Raw genomic sequence first — 17,523 nt, forward strand, 5'->3', positions numbered from 1 at the left:
CGTGACGCGCGATGCTTCTTGCTTTGACGGCTCGTGTGATAGTTAATATTTGAAAGATGCTTTTATGGCAACAGGTACTGTCAAGTGGTTCAATGATTCCAAAGGCTTTGGCTTTATCACTCCGGATGACGGCGGCGAAGATCTGTTCGCTCACTTCTCCGCAATCCAGATGAACGGCTTCAAGACCCTGAAAGAAGGTCAAAAAGTCCAGTTTGACGTTACGCAAGGCCCCAAAGGCAAGCAAGCATCGAACATCCAGAACGCCGCTTAAACCCCGGTATGCTCTTAAAAGCCCTGCATTGCAGGGCTTTTTTCATTGGGCGCGCGGCTAGTGCAATCCGCGTGGCGGCGTTATCGCCCTTCCCCTTCTTCCCAAAAACAAACAGCCGGACATTGCCGGCTGTTGTTTTTTCGTCATCTTCGCAACCCGAATCTCTACCGGAAGCAGTCTGACGGCCTTACATGTTTTCGATCATGGCTTCGCCGAAGCCGGAGCACGAAACCTGGGTCGCGCCTTCCAGCAGACGGGCGAAATCATAGGTCACGCGCTTGGCAGAGACCGACTTCTGCATCGCGGTCACGATCAGTTCGGCCGCTTCGATCCAGCCCATGTGGCGCAGCATCATTTCTGCCGAGAGAATGCTGGAGCCGGGGTTCACATAGTCCTTGCCGGCGTACTTGGGCGCGGTCCCGTGAGTGGCTTCAAACACGGCCACGGAGTCGGACATGTTGGCACCCGGCGCGATGCCGATGCCGCCGACCTGGGCCGCCACGGCGTCGGAGATGTAGTCGCCGTTCAGGTTCATGGTGGCAATGACGCTGTATTCCGCCGGGCGCATCAGCACCTGCTGGAAGAAGGCATCGGTGATCGCATCCTTGATCACGATCTGGCGACCGGTCTTGGGATTCTTCAGGCGCATCCACGGGCCATCGTCGATCAGCTCGGCACCGAATTCGCGGCCCGCCAGGGCATAGCCCCAGTCACGGAAGGCACCTTCGGTGTACTTCATGATATTGCCCTTGTGGACGAGGGTGACCGAGGGCTTGTCGTGATCGATGGCGTACTGGATCGCCTTGCGTACCAGGCGCTCGGTACCTTCGCGCGAGACCGGCTTGATGCCCAGTGCAGAGGTCTCCGGGAAGCGCAGCTTCTTGACACCCATCTCGCGGGTCAGCAGTTCGATCAGTTTCTTCACTTCCGGCGTGCCTGCCTGCCATTCGATGCCGGCGTAGATGTCCTCGGAGTTCTCGCGGAAGATCACCATGTCGGTCTTCTCCGGCTCGCGCAGCGGTGAAGGCACGCCCTTGAAGTAACGCACCGGCCGCAGGCAGACATACAGGTCCAGCTGCTGGCGCATGGTCACGTTGAGCGAGCGGATACCGCCGCCGACCGGCGTGGACAGGGGCCCCTTGATCGAGACCAGGTATTCCTTGAGCACGTCCAGGGTTTCATCCGGCAGCCAGACATCGGGACCATACAGCCGGGTCGACTTTTCGCCGGCGTAGATTTCCATCCAGTGGATCTTGCGCGCGCCACCGTAGGCCTTTTCCACGGCGGCATCGACCACCTTGAGCATCACCGGCGTGACATCCACGCCCACGCCATCGCCCATGATGAAGGGGATGATGGGGTTGTTGGGGACATTGAGGGTGTCATCGGCGTTGGCGGTGATCTTGCGCCCTTCAGCAGGCACTTGGATATGTTGGTACGACATCGTGGTCTCCGACGGTTGAGGCGGTGGCGATAGAAGGGATAGAAGGCATCAGCGACAATCTGGACCAGGCGACCAGCAGGTCGCCATTGCCTGGATTGTCATACAAGCGGGGAATTTTAAGAGATTTCCACGGTTTGAGTCGGGGAAATTCCGGAATGCACGCACAAAGTCTTATATAAGATATAGGACATCCGTGGTCGATTATGCATCAGGATTTTACGGAATGCCATGTTTTTGCGACACTAGCGCATGCCTCTGATCTTATTCAACAAACCTTTCCAGGTGATGAGCCAGTTCTCGGCCCACCCCGAACGCCAGACCCTGGCCGACTACGTCGATATTCCCAATGTCTATCCAGCCGGCCGGCTGGACGCCGACAGCGAGGGCCTGCTCCTGCTCACCGACGACGGCAAGCTGCAACATGCCATTGCCCATCCCCGGCGCAAGCAGCCCAAGACCTATCTGGCCCAGGTGGAAGGCCAGGCCAGCCCGGAGGCGCTGCAACGCTTGAGCAACCCGCTGGACCTGGGCGATTTCGTGACCCAGCAAAGCCAGGCCCGGCTGATCCAGGAACCGCCCTGGCTGTGGCCGCGCACACCACCGATCCGCCAGCGCCAGAACCAGCCGACCAGCTGGATCGCGCTGACCATCAGCGAAGGCAAGAACCGCCAGGTGCGCCGGATGACGGCTGCCGTCGGCTTGCCGACGCTGCGCCTGGTGCGCATCGCGATCGGGCCGTTCTCGCTGGCAAGCCATCCTCTGATGCCCGGCGAATGGCGCGAGGTCGATCCGGCAGCACTGGACGCCCCATCCTGAACAGGCCAGGCCCCAAAATACTAGTCACTCTAACAACATTTTATTGTGGCAGAGTGCATGATTCTTCATCAATCCCCGTAAAAAAGATCAAAATCAGTGTCAACCTTCATCCGCGCCCGCCGTTATTGGCATTGATTCGCACGAATCATCGTTTGCCTCACATCCCTAACATGTTGAATTGAAGGACGCAAAATGAAAAAATTGATCGCCGCTCTGATCGCTGGTCTGTTCGCCACTGCTGCTTTCGCACAAGCTCCGGCCGCTCCGGAAGCGCCGAAGGCTGAAGCCGCTGCTCCGAAGGCTAAGAAGGCCAAGAAGGCCAAAAAGGCCAAGAAGGCAAAGAAGGCAGCTGAAGCTAAGTAATTAGCGTCCGCATCAAGAAAAGGCAGGCTGGTCCTGCCTTTTTTCATGCCCGCACGCTTTTGCCGGCTGGCTGCTCATCCACTGTCGCACCCGGCCCGGCACCTGCTATGCTGCCTGCTCTTCGTCCGACCTGATCCACGATAGATATTGAACATGCGCCAATCTTCACTTTTCCGCCCCACCCTTTCGCGCCTCGCCGCCGCTGCCGTACTGGCCATCGGCTGCCTCGCCAGTACCGCTGCCAGCGCCCAGACGCCGGTCCGCAAGTTCCCCACCACTCAGCTCAACATCGGCATCCACCTGATCAAGGCCGAAGTGGCCCAGTCCGAAGCCGAGCGCGAGCAAGGCCTGATGTTCCGCGACAAGATGGGGGACAACGAAGGCATGCTGTTCCTGTTCGGTCAGCCGGCAGGAGTCTGCATGTGGATGAAAAATACGCTGATTCCCCTATCGGTGGCCTTCATGGATGAAAAAGGCGTCATCATCAACATCGAGGAAATGAAGGAACAGACCCTGGATTCGCATTGTGCGAAACGCGCAGCGGTCTATGCGCTGGAGATGAACAAGGGCTGGTTCAAGCAAAAGAACATCAAGCCCGGCACCAAGATCGAAGGCCTGCCCCAGTAAGCAAGGTGGTCAGCAGGAGCGGCAGGCGGGTGGCCTGCCGTGCCGGCGACCACAACCGGCTGGAACAAGTCGCGGCAAACGGGTAAAACACGGGCGACAAACGCAAAAAACCGCTTGCAAGCAAGCGGTTTTCTTGCACTGCAGTCTGAAGCGGGTGAACCGCGCTTCAGCTCAAGCCAAGCAGCAATTAAGCAGCCAGGGCCTTCAGGGCAGCAGCCAGACGGCTCTTGTGGCGAGCAGCCTTGTTCTTGTGGATGATCTTCTTGTCGGCGATGCTGTCGATGGTCGACACGGAAGATTGGAACACGGAGGTTGCTGCAGCCTTGTCGCCGGCGGCGATGGCCTTGCGAACTGCCTTGATTGCGGTGCGCAGGGTCGAGCGCTGGCTCGAGTTGTGAGCGTTTTGCTTGACTGCTTGACGAGCACGCTTACGTGCCTGTGCGGTATTTGCCATGAAAATTATCCTAAATCGAGAGTCGTTTGCGCCGCAAACCCCGAGGACTCGCGATGCCAAATTCTGTAAAGCATCGGATTATAACCAGATTCACTCGACAAGGCAATCAACTTGTCCTCTTCTGTCGCTGAACTGCCGTAAACAGCCCTGCATCGGCCAGCATGCAGGTTCAGCGACGGCCGGATTGCCACAAAGAAATTGTCATCCAGCATCGAACCTGCCATCCACCCGGCGACTCTACCTCCACCCGCTGCGCATCGCCGATCCAGACCCGCAGACGCACCGGAACCAGGGCCGCGATTGCGGCCGCCGCCGCAAGGCCCCCGCTATAATGCCGCTCCATGAACTTGCATAAAACGCTAGCCGCCATTTCCGGCATGACGATGCTCTCGCGCATCACCGGACTGGTCCGGGAAATCCTGTTTGCCCGTGCCTTCGGCGCCTCCGCCTACACCGACGCCTTCAACATCGCCTTCCGCATTCCCAACCTGCTGCGCCGGCTGTTCGCCGAAGGCGCGTTCTCGCAGGCCTTCGTACCGATCCTGGCCGAATACAAGAACCGCCGCGGCATCGAAGAAACCAGGCACCTGATCGACCACGTCGCCACCGCCCTGATGTGGGTGATGCTCATCACCTGCGTGGCCGGCATCGTGGCCACTCCCTTCGTGGTCTATTTCATCGCCACCGGTCTGCAATACAACCCGGACGCCTTCCACGCCTCGGTGCTGATGACCCGCATCATGTTTCCCTACATCGGCTTCATGGCCTTCGTGGCGCTGGCCGGGGGCATCCTCAACACCTGGAAGGAATTCAAGATCCCGGCCGTGACCTCGGTGCTGCTCAACGTGGCCTTCATCGTGGCCTCGCTGTTCGTGGCGCCCTTCATGGAGCAGCCCATCTACGCCATGGCCTTCGCCGTGCTGGTGGGCGGCGTGCTGCAGGTGGCCATCCAGGTGCCGGCACTGGTGAAGATCGGCATGCTGCCGCGCCTGTACTGGAATCCCATGCTCGGGTTGCGCGACGAGGGCGTCAAACGGGTGTTGAAGAAGATGGGGCCAGCCGTCTTTGCCGTCTCGGCCGCGCAGATCAGCCTGATGATCAATACCAACATCGCCTCGCGCCTGGAGCACGGCAGCGTCTCCTGGTTGACCTATGCCGACCGCCTGATGGAATTTCCCACCGCCCTGCTGGGCGTCGCCCTGGGGACCATCCTGCTGCCCAGCCTGTCCAACGCCCACGCCGCGCAGGACATGGAGGAATACTCGGCCCTGCTGGACTGGGGCCTGCGGCTGACCTTCATGCTGGCCATGCCGGCCGCGGTAGGACTGGCCACGCTCTCCGAACCGCTGACCGCTACCCTGTTCCACTACGGCCGTTTCGACGCACTTTCCGTCACCATGGTCGGCCACGCACTGGTGGCCTATGGCGTGGGCCTGATCGGCCTGATCCTGGTCAAGATCCTGGCGCCGGGCTTCTATGCCAAGCAGGATATCCGCACCCCGGTGATCATCGCCGTGGGCGTGCTCATTGCCACCCAGGCCATGAACAGCCTGTTCGTCCCGATCTTCGCCCATGCCGGTCTGGCGCTGTCGATCGGGCTGGGCGCCTGTCTCAACGCGCTGTGCCTGTTCATCGGCCTGCGCCGGCGCCAGATCTACGTGCCGCGACCGGGCTGGGGCCTGTTCCTGGTGCGTCTGTGCGCGGCCTTGCTGGTGATGGCCGGAGTGGCCTTGTGGATCGCCGGCCACTTCGACTGGGTCGCCCTGCGCGCCCATCCGCTGCTGCGCATCGGCGCGTTGATGCTGGTACTGGTGGTCTGTGCAGCTGCCTACTTCGGCCCCCTGTTTGCGATGGGTTTCCGGCTGCGCGAATTCAAGCGGATCGCGCGCCGCTGAGCCGCTAAACCAGCCTTCCTGTCGCTTCAGCAAAAGAAAACGGTGGAGTGAAACAACAAATTTCACTCCCCTCCAGGCAGACCTGACGCAGCGCGCAATATTTTGATAGCATGGGTGTCATGACGCTCACCTCCCTCGACTATTTTGCTTCGCTGGTGCGCCAGGACGATTCGATTCCCTTGTTCGAATCCGCCCTGACGTTGGGACAGGATTTCTATCCCGAAATGGATTTCGCTGAAGAGGAAATGGCGCTCGACACCCTGGCGCTCAAGCTCAGGCAGCGACTCCCTCCGGATGCGTCGCAAATCCAGAAGTTGCGCATGCTGAACCAGTTCTTCTTCCAGGAAATGGCCTTCGCCGGCAACGTCAACAATTACTATGACCCCGACAACAGCTACATCCACCGGGTGATCTCGACCCGGCGCGGCATCCCGATCTCGCTGGCGGTGGTCTATATCGAACTGGCCCAGCAGATCGGGCTGGACATGAAGGGGGTTTCATTCCCTGGCCACTTCCTGATGAAGTTATCGGTACAGTCGGGTGAAATCGTGCTGGACCCCATGAACGGTTCCAGCCTGTCGCGGGAAGAACTGGAAGAGCGTCTGGAGCCCTTCCTGGCCCATCAGCCGGAAGAAGAGTTCGGCGACGAGCTGCCCCTGGCGGCCTATCTGCGGGCGGCTCATCCACGCGAAATCCTGGCGCGCATGCTGCGCAACCTGAAAGCCATCTTCATGGAAAGCCAGCGCTGGCAACAGGTGCTGGACGTGCAGGAACGCCTGGTGATCCTGCTGCCCGAAGAAGTCACCGAAAAGCGCGACCGCGGACTGGCCTTCGCCAACCTGGGCATGGCCCAGGCCGCGCTGGAAGATCTGGAAGCCTACCTGGCCCTGCGCCCCTATGCCGAGGACGCGCCCAATCTGCGCGAGATGCTGCCCGACCTGCGCGAAGCCTTGCGCAAGCCGAACTGAGCGGCCTGCGCAGGCTGAGGGCGCTTACTTCTTGCCTTCGATCTCTTCCCAGCGTTCCAGGCTGACCAGCAGTTCTTCGTCGATCTCGGCGAAACGCTGATTCAGCTTGACGGCGTCATCGGCACTCTTCTTGTAGAGGTCGGGGTCGGCCAGCTTCTCGGAAATCTGCTTCTGCTCCGCTTCCAGAGCGGCGATGCGCTTGGGCAGCTCTTCCAGCTCACGCTGCTCCTTGTAGCTCAGCTTCTTCTTGGCCGCGGGCGCAGCCACCGGTGCCGCCATGGTCGATTCGGCCTTGACCTCGCCACTGTCGGTGGCCTTGTCGGCCGCCTTGCCGCCAGCCTTGGAGGCCGCCTGCGTGGTCGGACGCTGACGCTCCCAGTCGGAATAGCCACCCACGTATTCACGCCAGACGCCATTGCCCTCGGCGGCGATCACCTGGGTCACGACGTTGTCCAGGAACATGCGGTCGTGGCTGACCAGGAACACCGTCCCCGGATATTCTTCCAGCAGTTCTTCCAGCAGTTCCAGGGTATCGATGTCGAGGTCGTTGGTCGGTTCGTCCAGCACCAGCACGTTGGCCGGCTTGGCGAACAGGCGCGCCAGCAGCAGGCGGTTGCGTTCACCGCCGGAGAGCGTGCGCACCGGCGAGCGGGCGCGTTCCGGCGCGAACAGGAAGTCCGACAGATAGGTCATCACGTGCTTGCGCTGGCCGTTGACCTCGACCCAGTCGCTGCCCGGGGCAATCGTGTCAGCCAGCGTGGTTTCTTCATTCAGTTGCGCGCGCATCTGATCGAAATAGGCGACCTGCATCTTGGTCCCCTGCTTGACGGTGCCGCTGTCAGGCGCTTCCTCGCCCAGGATCAACTTGAGCAGCGTGGTCTTGCCGGCGCCGTTCTGGCCGATCAGGCCGACCTTGTCGCCACGCATGAGGATGGTGCTGAAATCGCGCACGATGGTCTTGGGACCGTAGGCCTTGTTGACGTTTTCCAGTTCCGCCACGATCTTGCCTGAACGTTCGCCGGTGCCCACTTCCAGCTTGACCTGCCCCTGCCGGTCGCGCCGCTCGCTGCGCTGCACGCGCAGCGCTTCCAGTCGTCGCACACGGCCTTCGTCGCGGGTACGGCGGGCCTGCACGCCCTTGCGGATCCAGACCTCTTCCTGGGCCAGGAACTTGTCGAACTTGGCGTTTTCCACCTCCTCGTTGGCCAGCAGCTCGGCCTTGCGCCCCTGGTAGGTGCTGAAGTTGCCGGGGAAGGACAGGATCTTGCCGCGATCCAGTTCGATGATGCGGGTCGAGACGTTGTCCAGGAAACTACGGTCGTGGGTGATGAAGAGGATGCTGCCCTTGAAGTCGCGCAACAGGCCTTCCAGCCACAGGATGGAGCCGAAGTCCAGGTGGTTGGTCGGCTCGTCCAGCAGCAGCACGTCGGGATTGCCCACCAGGCCGCAGGCCAGGGCCACGCGTTTCTTCATGCCGCCGGAGAGTTCGCCGATGCGTGCTTCGCGGTTCAGGTTCAGCTTGTCCAGCGTGGTCTCGACCTTGTTGCCGATGGACCAGGCGTCAGCCGCATCCAGCACGGTCTGGATCTGGTGCATACGCTCCAGCAGGGCATCGTCGTTGTCGCCGCCGAACTGGCCGGTGATGGCTTCATATTCGGCCAGCAGGGCCGGCAGCTCGCCCAGGCCAGAGGCCACGGCATCGAACACCGTCATCTCTTCCGGGAAATGCGGCTCCTGGTCGACATAGGCGATCTTCAGGTTCTGCTGCATCACCAGCAGACCATCGTCCAGCTTCGAGCGGCCGGCGATGATCTTCAGGAGCGAAGACTTGCCGGTGCCGTTGCGGCCGATCAGGCCAATGCGTTCGCCGGTCTCCAGCGAGAATTCGGCGTGATCGAGGAGCGCGACGTGGCCGAAGGCCAGTTGTGCGTCTGAGAGGGAAATGACTGCCATAGCGTGAGTAGCGTGATCTGCGTGAATGCGACGGCCTGGGCCGCGCAGGATGGATGCGAAGTCGCCTGAAAAAGAGAACCAAGGAGAACCAGCGGCGAAAGAGCGGCGAAAGAGCGGCATTGTACCGACTGCGCCGGCGAAATGCTGATTTAAGCGCGCTGACGCCGTCCTGCTGTCCCAAAGACGCCACCAAATGCCAGCGGCCCTCGGGTAGTCGGCCCCGATTGTCACTACGGCAACGGTATTTCTGAAAAATAACAAAATTCTCTCGAATTACAACGTCGAAAACGGTCCATGTTACAACTGGTAAAGCATTGCCGGCGGCCGGTCCGCCGGGCTGGTGGCCCGATGCTGTAAGATAGCGCATCCCGATTCACACTCATCCCATGCCTCTTCCAACTTTGCCGGACCCGCTGCGCCGCCAGCGCGGCTTCCTCAATCCCAATATCGCCAAGTTCATCGGTCTGTCCATCCTGGGTCTCGGCATCGCCGGCGCGCTGCTGGTGGTCTACGCCCTGATCTTCATCAACCCGCGCCTGCCCTCGCTGGACCTGATCACCGATTACCGGCCCAAGGTCCCGCTGCGCATCTGGTCCGAAGACAAGGTCTTGCTGGGCGAATTCGGTGAAGAAAAGCGCAGCCTGGTCAAGCTGGACGACATCCCGGCCGACATGAAGAACGCCGTGCTGGCCATCGAGGACTATCGCTTCTACGAACATGGTGGCATCGACTGGATCGGCATCGCCCGCGCCCTGGTGACCGACGTGCTGCGCGGCAGCGCCTCGCAGGGGGCCAGCACCATCACCATGCAGGTGGCGCGCAATGTCTTCCTGACCAAGGAAAAGACCTTCTCCCGCAAGCTCTATGAAGTGCTGCTGGCCAACAAGATCGAACATGCCCTGACCAAGGACCAGATCCTGGAGGTCTACATGAACCAGATCTACCTGGGCCAGCGCGCCTTCGGCTTTGCCGCCGCCGCCCGCACCTATTTCGGCAAGGACCTCAAGGACGTCAGCCTGGCCGAAGCCGCCATGCTGGCCGGCCTGCCCAAGGCACCATCGGCCTACAACCCCATCGTCAACCCCAAGCGCGCCCACATCCGCCAGCAGTACATCCTGCAGCGCATGCTGGACGTGGGCTTCATCACCCAGGCGCAGTACGACAAGGCTTCCAAGGAAGAACTGAAGGTGCGTGCACCGGGCAGCCAGTACACGGTGCATGCTGAATATGTGAATGAAATGGTGCGCCAGATGGTGTACGCCCAGTACAAGGAAGACACCTATACCCAGGGCTTCAACGTCTACACCACCGTCAATGCCGCCGACCAGCAGGCCGCCTACCTGGCCGTGCGCAAGGGCGTGATGGACTATGACCGTCGCCATGGCTACCGTGGTCCGGAAGAGACCATCGAGCTGCCCTCGAACGCGGAAGATCGGGCCTCCGCCATCGACGACGTGATGGACGACCACCCGGACAACGATGACATCCTGGCCGCCGTGGTGGTGGCTGCCAGCCCCAAGCAGATCGACGCGGTGCTGCGCAACGGCGACAAGATCAGCGTCAAGGGTGAGGCGCTGCGTTTCGTGGCATCGGCGCTGTCGGAAAAGGCCAAGAAGGACGTGCGCATCGGCCCCGGCGCATTGATCCGCGTGATGCAGGATGCCAAGCAGAACTGGCAGGTGGTGCAGTTGCCGCAGGTGGAGGCGGCACTGGTGTCGGTGGTACCGCAGGACGGTGCCATCCGCGCGCTGGTGGGCGGTTTCGACTTCACCCAGAACAACTTCAACCACGTGACGCAAGCCTGGCGCCAGCCCGGCTCCACGTTCAAGCCCTTCATCTATTCGGCGGCGCTGGAGAAGGGTTTTGCACCCGCCTCCATCGTCAATGATGCTCCGGTGTCCTACCCTGCCGGCCCCGGCCAGCCGAACTGGGAACCCAAGGATGACGAAACCCCGGCCGGCCCGATCACGGTGCGCACGGCCCTGCAGAAGTCGGTCAACCTGGTGGCCATCCGCACGCTGGACTACATCGGCGTGCCTTACGCCAAGGACTTCATCACCGGCACCTACGGCTTCGACGCCGACAAGGTCCCGCCCTATCTGCCCATGGCACTGGGTGCGGGCCAGACCAATCCGCTGCAGTTGTCGGCGGCCTACTCGGTGTTCGCCAATGGCGGCTACAAGATCCAGCCCTACCTGATCTCGCAGATCACCGATGCCCGCGGCAAGGTGCTGTCCAAGGCGGAACCGCTGATCGTCGGCAACGGCGCACCACGGGTGGTAGCCGAGCGCAACAGCTACATGATGACCAACCTGCTCAAGTCCGTGGCCCAGCGCGGCACCGGCGCACGCAGCAACAGCATCGGCCGTACCGACCTGGCCGGCAAGACCGGTACCACCAACGATGCGGTGGATGGCTGGTTCGCCGGCTACCAGCGCACGCTGGCCACCGTGGTGTGGATGGGATATGACCAGCCCAAGAGCCTGGGTGGCATGGAATTCGGAGCCCAGCTGGCATTGCCGATCTGGGTCGATTACATGGCCAAGGCCCTGAAGGGCGTGCCGCAGTTCGACCAGCCGGCCCCCGATGGCATCCGCTTCATCGATGGCGAGCCCTACTACGACAACTTCACTCCCAACAACGGTCTGGTGACCAATGTGGGCGTGACGGTGGTGGATGCGATCTCGAACTTCTTCGGCTGGACCCCGAGCCAGACCCCGGCCGCCCCGGGCACAACCCAGCCGGCGCCGAACGTGCCAGGCAGCGCCCTCGGCAGCCCGGGGGCTGCGCCCTCGCCTTCGGGAACGCGCCCGCAGAGCGACAATGCGCGCCGCTTCCTGGACAGTACCAACCAGGGCCATTGACCGATGATGGATCGGAGTGAGGCTGCCCCACGGTGATGTAACACTGATGGGGCAGAAAACGAAAAAGCGCAGAAGATGACTTCTGCGCTTTTTTTATGCTGGTGCCCCCGACACGGATCGAACGTGTGACCTATCCCTTCATACCACTATGGCTTTCGCCACCAGAGTCTGTTTGTGGTCTGGACTATACCTTGATCGTGGGCAGTGCCGTTGATGCACTGGCCTTTAGACCGGAGCCGTCTAGTCTCTACACCTTCCGGCGTCCTCACGGAAGCCGGCTTGGCTCGGTATTGCCAGCAGCCGCGCAGTCATCACGACCAGGCGCTGTCAGGGTTCACCGAATTTGACTCCATTCACGCGGCGCCTTTCGGCAGCCGCTGCCCAATTGTCTTTAGGAGGGGATCGCTCTATCCACTGAGCTACGGGGGCAGCAAGGCCGCTATTGTATCCGCTGCGCCCGGGCTTGCAAAGCCGCAAGCACTGCGGCGGCTTGCACTACAATAGGTCGATGCGCCCGCTCATAACAAATATGAAGAAAACTGCTGCCATCGCACTGGGGACCTGGATTGCATGTGGACCGGCCATGGCCCAATCACCCGCTACCGCGCCTGACGCCAGGGCGATTCCGGGCATGGCCGAACGCATGGCGGCCTGCACCGTCTGCCATGGCAAGGAGGGGCGCGCCACCGCCGACGGCTATTACCCGCGCATCGCCGGCAAGCCGGAAGGCTATCTGCTGCATCAATTGCAGAGTTTCCGGGATGGCCAGCGCCGTTACCCGATGATGAATTACCTGCTGGCCAATCTCTCGGACGACTATCTCCAGCAGATTGCGATCTTCTTCGCCGCCCAGCACCCGCCCTACCCGCCGCCAGTCGCCACCGAGGCCAGCGCAACGGTGCTGGAACGCGGCCGCCAGCTGGTCACCACCGGCCAGCCCGCGCAGCGCATGCCCGCCTGCGCCGCCTGCCATGGTGATGGCCTGGGCGGGGTGGCGCCTGGCATTCCCGGTCTGCTGGGACTGCCCAAGGATTACATCAACGCGCAGCTGGGCGCCTGGCGCAACGGCGAGCGCAAGGCCAAGGCGCCCGACTGCATGGGCGAGATCGCCCGCGCCCTGAGCCCGGAAGACATCAACGCCGCCAGCAGCTGGCTGGCGGCGCAGCCGGTTCCACCGGATTACCGCCCGGCCGCTGCACCGCCCAAGCCATTGCCCACACAGTGCGGCAGCATGGGGCCGGCGGTGTCGAAGCCTGGCACGATGGGAGCAATACCATGAGGCGGCCCTGCACAACCGGCCTGAAGTGGCTGCTGCTGAGCACCGCCGGCACGCTGGTGGGCCTGGCTGGCGTGGTGGCCTGGCAGAGCCTGGCCAGCGAGGACCCGGGCGTGGCTTCCGCGGTCGGTGATCCACAGGCGCAGCGGCTCAAGGGCCAATACCTGGCGCAGGCCGGCAATTGCATGGCCTGCCACACCGTGCGCGGCGGAGCGGGATATGCCGGCGGACGCGCCATCGCCAGCCCCTTCGGCACGCTCTACACCAGCAACATCACGCCGGACAAAGCCACCGGCATCGGCAACTGGAGCCGCGACGATTTCTGGCGCGCGCTGCATCACGGGCGTGGCCGCGATGGCCGCTTCCTCTATCCGGCCTTCCCCTATACCAGCTACACCCGGATGAGCCGCGACGACAGCGATGCCCTCTTCGCCTATCTGCAGAGCCTGCCGCCGGTCAATCAGCCCAATCGCGATCATGCACTGCGCTTTCCCTACAACCAGCGCATGCTGCTGGCGCTGTGGCGTGCCTTGTATTTCAAACCGGGCAGCTTCACGCCCGACCCGGCACGCGATGCGCAATGGAACCGTGGTGCCTATCTGGTCCAGGGCGCCGGCCATTGCAGCGCCTGCCATAGCGCACGCAACGCTCTCGGCGCGAGCCTGGCGCCGCTGGCACTGGAGGGCGGCGTGATACCGGCGCTGGCGTGGTATGCGCCGCCACTGCATGGCGGGGAAAAGGGATTGGGAAGCTGGAGCGAGGCCGATATTGCCGCCCTGCTCAAGACCGGGGTATCGCCTCGCGGTACGGCGCTGGGGCCCATGTCGGAAATCGTCGGCCGCAGCCTGCAATATCTGACCGATAGCGACATCTCGGCCATCAGCGTCTACCTCAAGACGCTGCCGGCACCCTCATCGGAAAGTTCGGCCGGCTCCGGCGCACCGCGCCCGGAGCCGGCGGAGGCCAAACGCATCCTCAAGCAGGGCCAGAAGCTCTACGGATCACTGTGCGTGGACTGTCATGGCGGCAAGGGCCAGGGTAGCGCGCCGGATTATCCGCCGCTGGCGGGCAACCATGCCATCGCCGGGCCACAACCGCTCAATGCGATTCGCACCGTGCTCAATGGCGGCTTTCCGCCATCCACGACCGGCAATCCCTATCCCTTCGGCATGCCGCCCTTCGGGCCGCAACTAAGCGATTCCGAGGTGGCGGCGGTACTGTCCTATGTGCTCAACAGCTGGGGTAATCAGGGCGGATGGGTGTCGGCCTCGGAGGTCAACCGCTATCGCAGCGTGCCGCTGGACTGAGCCTGGCGAGAGGGAGCCGCCATGAAAAAAGCGATCCGAGGATCGCTTTCTTCACGATGCGGCTTCAGCGTCGCACGCCGACTACCTGAGAGGCGATCATTGCTCGCCGCTGAACTTGTAGCCCATGCCACGCACCGTCTGCACGTAATGCGCGAGATCACCCAGCGATTTGCGCAGACGCATGATATGCACGTCCACCGTGCGTTCTTCGATGAAGGTATGGTCACCCCACACCTTGTCCAGCAACTGGGCGCGCGAAAAGATGCGTTCCGGGTGGGCCACCAGATAGCGCAGCAGCTTGAATTCGGCCTGGTCCAGCGTCACCGGCCGGCCACCGACCGAGACTTCGCGCCGCTCGACGTCGATGCCAATGTCGCGATACCGCAGCACCTGGCTGCCGATCTCGGGGGTCTTGCGGCGTAACAGTGCCTGCACCCGCGCCACCAGTTCCTTGGGTGAAAAGGGCTTGGTCACGTAGTCATCGGCGCCCTCGTTCAAGCCCTTGACCTTGTCTTCTTCCATGCCCTTGGCGGTCAGCATGATGACCGGCAGCGCGGCGGTGCGCGGATCGCGGCGCAATTCGCTGAGCAACACCAGGCCCGAGCTGTCCGGCAACATCCAGTCCAGCAGGATCACGTGGGGCAGCGCCTCGGCAATGAACTTGCGGGCCTGGGCCACATCGGTGGCAATGGTGGTGGCGAAACCAGCCCCCTGCATCGTGAAGCGCAATAGCTCCGCGATGCTGGGTTCGTCTTCCACCATGAGGATTTGGGCTAGCTCTTTTGACATCGTCCGCAGTCCGAAACAGGAAGAACTCAGAGCACCTTGGCGGCGATACGCTGCGCCATGCTGCGCGCCAGCTCGGCCTCCTGGGCTTCCACCATCACGCGGATCAGGGGCTCGGTACCAGAGGGGCGCAGCAGTACGCGTCCACGCTCGCCGAGCTGCTCTTCCACGGCCGCCTTTTCCGCCTGCAGGGCGGTATTGGATTTCCAGTCGTAGCCGGCAGGGATCTTCACGTTGATCAGCGACTGTGGATACATGCTGATATCCGCCGTCATCTGCGCCAGGGTCTGGCCTGCGCGCTTGAGTGCCGACAGCACCTGCAGCGCCGAGACGATGCCGTCGCCGGTGGTGTGCTTGTCCAGCGCCAGCAGGTGACCGGAACCCTCGCCACCCAGCAGCCAGCCCTTTTCCTGCAGCACTTCCAGCACATACCGGTCACCCACCTTGGCACGCGCGAAGGGTACGCCCATCTTCTTGAAGGCGACCTCCAGAGCCATGTTGGTCATGAGCGTGCCGACCGCGCCATCGATCGCGCCGGTGGCCAGCCTGTCCTTGACCATCAGGTAGAGCAGTTCGTCGCCGTTGTAGATGCGGCCGCTGTCGTCGACCATGATCAGGCGGTCGGCATCGCCGTCGAGCGCGATGCCCAGGTCGGCACGGTATTCGCGCACCGACGCCACCAGGGTCTTGGGCGCGGTGGCGCCACAATCCTCGTTGATGTTCAGGCCATCGGGCTGGTTACCGATGGTGATGACCTCGGCACCCAGTTCATGGAACACGTGAGGGGCGATGTTGTAGGCCGCGCCATGGGCGCAATCGACCACCAGGCGCATGCCGCGCAGGTCCATGGCACCGGGGAAGGTGCTCTTGCAGAATTCGATGTAGCGACCGGCGGCATCGTTGAGGCGACGAGCCTTGCCCAGCTTCTCGGAGGGCACGCATTCCATGGGCTGCTCCAGGGCCGCCTCGATATCGGCTTCGACGGCGTCCGGCAGCTTGTTGCCGCTGGCGGAGAAGAACTTGATGCCATTGTCGTGATACGGATTATGCGAAGCGGATATCACCACGCCGGCCGAGAGCCGCAAGGCGCGGGTCAAATAGGCCACGGCCGGGGTGGGGATCGGTCCGGCCAGCCAGACATCCACGCCCGCTGCGGCAAAACCGGCTTCCAGGGCGGCTTCCAGCATGTAGCCGGAAATCCGGGTGTCCTTGCCGATGAGGACCGTGCGGCGGGCCGCGCCTTCCTTGGCCTTGGTCAGTACTTTGCCTGCGGCATAGCCCAGACGCATGACGAAGTCCGGGGTGATGGGGGCCACGCCGACGCGACCACGCACGCCGTCGGTGCCGAAATATTTTGCTGCCATGTTGTTTCCTCTAACTCTTTCCTGCAGGCGGCCGAACGGCCGACCTGTCTCCCTTGATGCCATGAATAGGGCAACGCCCGATTTCTGCCTGAAACTGCCGCAGCTGCCTGTCACAGGCGGCCATGCGGCGCCGGGGCGTCAATGGTCCGGGCGCCCGGCCTGCCACATGGTGAGCGCGTCGACGGTTTCGGCCACGTCATGCACGCGGATGATCATTGCGCCCTGCTGGGCTGCTGCCAGCGCCGCGCCGATACTGCCGGCCATGCGCCGTTCCAGCGGCTTGCCGACGACCGCGCCGACCATGGATTTACGCGACATGCCCGCCAAGAGCGGCAGGTCAATTTGATCGATCAGGCTGCGGCTATTTTTGAGCAAAGCAAGATTATGCTCCACTGTCTTGCCAAATCCAAAACCGGGGTCGATGCAGATGCGTTCGCGCGCGATACCGGCCGCCCGCATCAGGTCCACCTGTCCTTGCAAAAAGTGGGCAACTTCCGCCACCACGTCATCGTAGACCGGGGCTTGCTGCATGGTCTGCGGCTGGCCCTGCATGTGCATCACGCACAGGCCGGCCTCGCTGTCCTTGACGGCATCGATGGCGCCTTCGGCGCGAAAACCGTTGATGTCGTTGATCATGTCCACTTCCGCCAGCAGGGCTTCGCGCATGACGGCGGGCTTGTAGGTATCCAGCGAGAGCGGCTTGCCACAATCGCGCAACGCGTAGATCACTGGCATGACGCGTTCGAGCTCCTGCTCCAGTGACAGCGGGGCGATACCGGGACGGGTGGATTCTCCACCGATATCGATGATGTCCACGCCATCGGCAATCATCTGTTCGGCATGGGTCAGGGCCATTTCCAGCGACTGGTGGCGTCCGCCGTCGGAGAAGGAATCCGGCGTCACGTTGAGGATGCCCATGACCAGCGGCCGGCGCCCTTGCTGTACCGGCAGGCGGAACCTGCCGCATTTGAGGAATGCTTGCGTCATCTTGCTTCTATCAGGGTGGAACAGGTGTTCAGTTTTCGCCGCAAACGGCGCAACACTGCGTGGCGCAGCATGATACACCGCCGCATGCCGGCTGCCTGCTTCTTTCGCCGGCACCTGCCAGGGCTTGGCGGCTGCCAGGCGACGCGTC

At 62.4% G+C, this 17,523-nt stretch carries 15 protein-coding genes; 9 read left to right on the forward strand and 6 right to left on the reverse strand.

All coding sequences use genetic code 11. The annotated features are described in order from the left end of the window. Positions 1 to 64 precede the first annotated feature (64 nt). Complete coding sequence (gene cspE, locus HFRIS_RS09865) at positions 65 to 271, forward strand: transcription antiterminator/RNA stability regulator CspE (protein WP_006463169.1); 207 nt, start codon at positions 65 to 67, stop codon at positions 269 to 271. Between the two features lie 187 nt (positions 272 to 458). Here cspE and icd read toward each other — a convergent pair whose 3' ends face one another. Then, on the reverse strand, positions 459 to 1,715 hold the full coding sequence (gene icd, locus HFRIS_RS09870; RefSeq protein WP_006463170.1) for an NADP-dependent isocitrate dehydrogenase: 1,257 nt from the start codon (positions 1,713 to 1,715) through the stop codon (positions 459 to 461). A 249-nt stretch (positions 1,716 to 1,964) separates the two neighbouring features. On the opposite strand from icd, the gene HFRIS_RS09875 reads away from it, so the two are divergent. The 3 genes from HFRIS_RS09875 (at position 1,965) to HFRIS_RS09885 (ending at position 3,521) form a co-directional block, all read left to right on the forward strand. Then, entirely contained in the window at positions 1,965 to 2,531 is a 567-nt protein-coding gene (locus HFRIS_RS09875) for a pseudouridine synthase (protein ID WP_006463171.1), read from the forward strand. A gap of 192 nt (positions 2,532 to 2,723) precedes the next feature. Continuing rightward, positions 2,724 to 2,894 carry a hypothetical protein gene (locus tag HFRIS_RS25550; protein WP_006463172.1) on the forward strand — a complete coding sequence of 57 codons (171 nt, stop codon included), beginning with the start codon at positions 2,724 to 2,726 and terminating at the stop codon, positions 2,892 to 2,894. Positions 2,895 to 3,047: 153 nt separating this feature from the next. Continuing rightward, positions 3,048 to 3,521 (forward strand): DUF192 domain-containing protein, encoded by a 474-nt coding sequence (locus HFRIS_RS09885; protein WP_006463173.1) that lies wholly within the window; start codon positions 3,048 to 3,050, stop codon positions 3,519 to 3,521. A 187-nt stretch (positions 3,522 to 3,708) separates the two neighbouring features. On the opposite strand, the gene rpsT is transcribed toward HFRIS_RS09885, so the two are convergent. Continuing rightward, on the reverse strand, positions 3,709 to 3,975 hold the full coding sequence (rpsT, locus tag HFRIS_RS09890) for a 30S ribosomal protein S20 (protein ID WP_006463174.1): 267 nt from the start codon (positions 3,973 to 3,975) through the stop codon (positions 3,709 to 3,711). Positions 3,976 to 4,316: 341 nt separating this feature from the next. On the opposite strand from rpsT, the gene murJ reads away from it, so the two are divergent. Together murJ and HFRIS_RS09900 are read left to right on the forward strand one after the other, a co-directional pair. Next, positions 4,317 to 5,870, forward strand: a complete 1,554-nt coding sequence (gene murJ, locus HFRIS_RS09895; protein ID WP_006463176.1) for a murein biosynthesis integral membrane protein MurJ — start codon at positions 4,317 to 4,319, stop codon at positions 5,868 to 5,870. A gap of 119 nt (positions 5,871 to 5,989) precedes the next feature. Further along, positions 5,990 to 6,838, forward strand: a complete 849-nt coding sequence (locus HFRIS_RS09900) for a SirB1 family protein (protein ID WP_006463177.1) — start codon at positions 5,990 to 5,992, stop codon at positions 6,836 to 6,838. Between the two features lie 24 nt (positions 6,839 to 6,862). Here the strand turns inward: HFRIS_RS09900 and HFRIS_RS09905 are convergent, their stop codons facing one another. Continuing rightward, positions 6,863 to 8,791, reverse strand: coding sequence for an ATP-binding cassette domain-containing protein (locus HFRIS_RS09905; RefSeq protein WP_006463178.1), 1,929 nt, complete (start codon positions 8,789 to 8,791; stop codon positions 6,863 to 6,865). A 386-nt stretch (positions 8,792 to 9,177) separates the two neighbouring features. On the opposite strand from HFRIS_RS09905, the gene HFRIS_RS09910 reads away from it, so the two are divergent. The 3 genes from HFRIS_RS09910 to HFRIS_RS09920 all read left to right on the forward strand — a co-directional run bounded on the left by HFRIS_RS09910 (position 9,178) and on the right by HFRIS_RS09920 (position 14,238). Continuing rightward, entirely contained in the window at positions 9,178 to 11,655 is a 2,478-nt protein-coding gene (locus HFRIS_RS09910) for a penicillin-binding protein 1A (RefSeq protein ID WP_039875202.1), read from the forward strand. Positions 11,656 to 12,184: 529 nt separating this feature from the next. After that, positions 12,185 to 12,934 (forward strand): c-type cytochrome, encoded by a 750-nt coding sequence (locus HFRIS_RS09915; protein ID WP_420865060.1) that lies wholly within the window; start codon positions 12,185 to 12,187, stop codon positions 12,932 to 12,934. Beyond that, a complete protein-coding gene (locus HFRIS_RS09920) occupies positions 12,931 to 14,238 on the forward strand; it encodes a c-type cytochrome (protein WP_006463181.1) in 1,308 nt (435 codons plus the stop codon). Before HFRIS_RS09915 ends, HFRIS_RS09920 begins: the two co-directional genes overlap by 4 nt. 96 nt (positions 14,239 to 14,334) lie before the next feature. Here the strand turns inward: HFRIS_RS09920 and HFRIS_RS09925 are convergent, their stop codons facing one another. From HFRIS_RS09925 to folP, 3 genes are all read right to left on the reverse strand, one after another. Continuing rightward, on the reverse strand, positions 14,335 to 15,027 hold the full coding sequence (locus HFRIS_RS09925; RefSeq protein ID WP_039875204.1) for a winged helix-turn-helix domain-containing protein: 693 nt from the start codon (positions 15,025 to 15,027) through the stop codon (positions 14,335 to 14,337). A 26-nt stretch (positions 15,028 to 15,053) separates the two neighbouring features. After that, positions 15,054 to 16,388 (reverse strand): phosphoglucosamine mutase, encoded by a 1,335-nt coding sequence (gene glmM / locus HFRIS_RS09930; RefSeq protein ID WP_006463183.1) that lies wholly within the window; start codon positions 16,386 to 16,388, stop codon positions 15,054 to 15,056. Between the two features lie 138 nt (positions 16,389 to 16,526). Then, complete coding sequence (gene folP / locus HFRIS_RS09935) at positions 16,527 to 17,375, reverse strand: dihydropteroate synthase (protein WP_006463184.1); 849 nt, start codon at positions 17,373 to 17,375, stop codon at positions 16,527 to 16,529. Positions 17,376 to 17,523: the final 148 nt, after the last annotated feature.

It is taken from the genome of Herbaspirillum frisingense GSF30, assembly GCF_000300975.2.
Lineage (GTDB): Bacteria > Pseudomonadota > Gammaproteobacteria > Burkholderiales > Burkholderiaceae_D > Herbaspirillum > Herbaspirillum frisingense.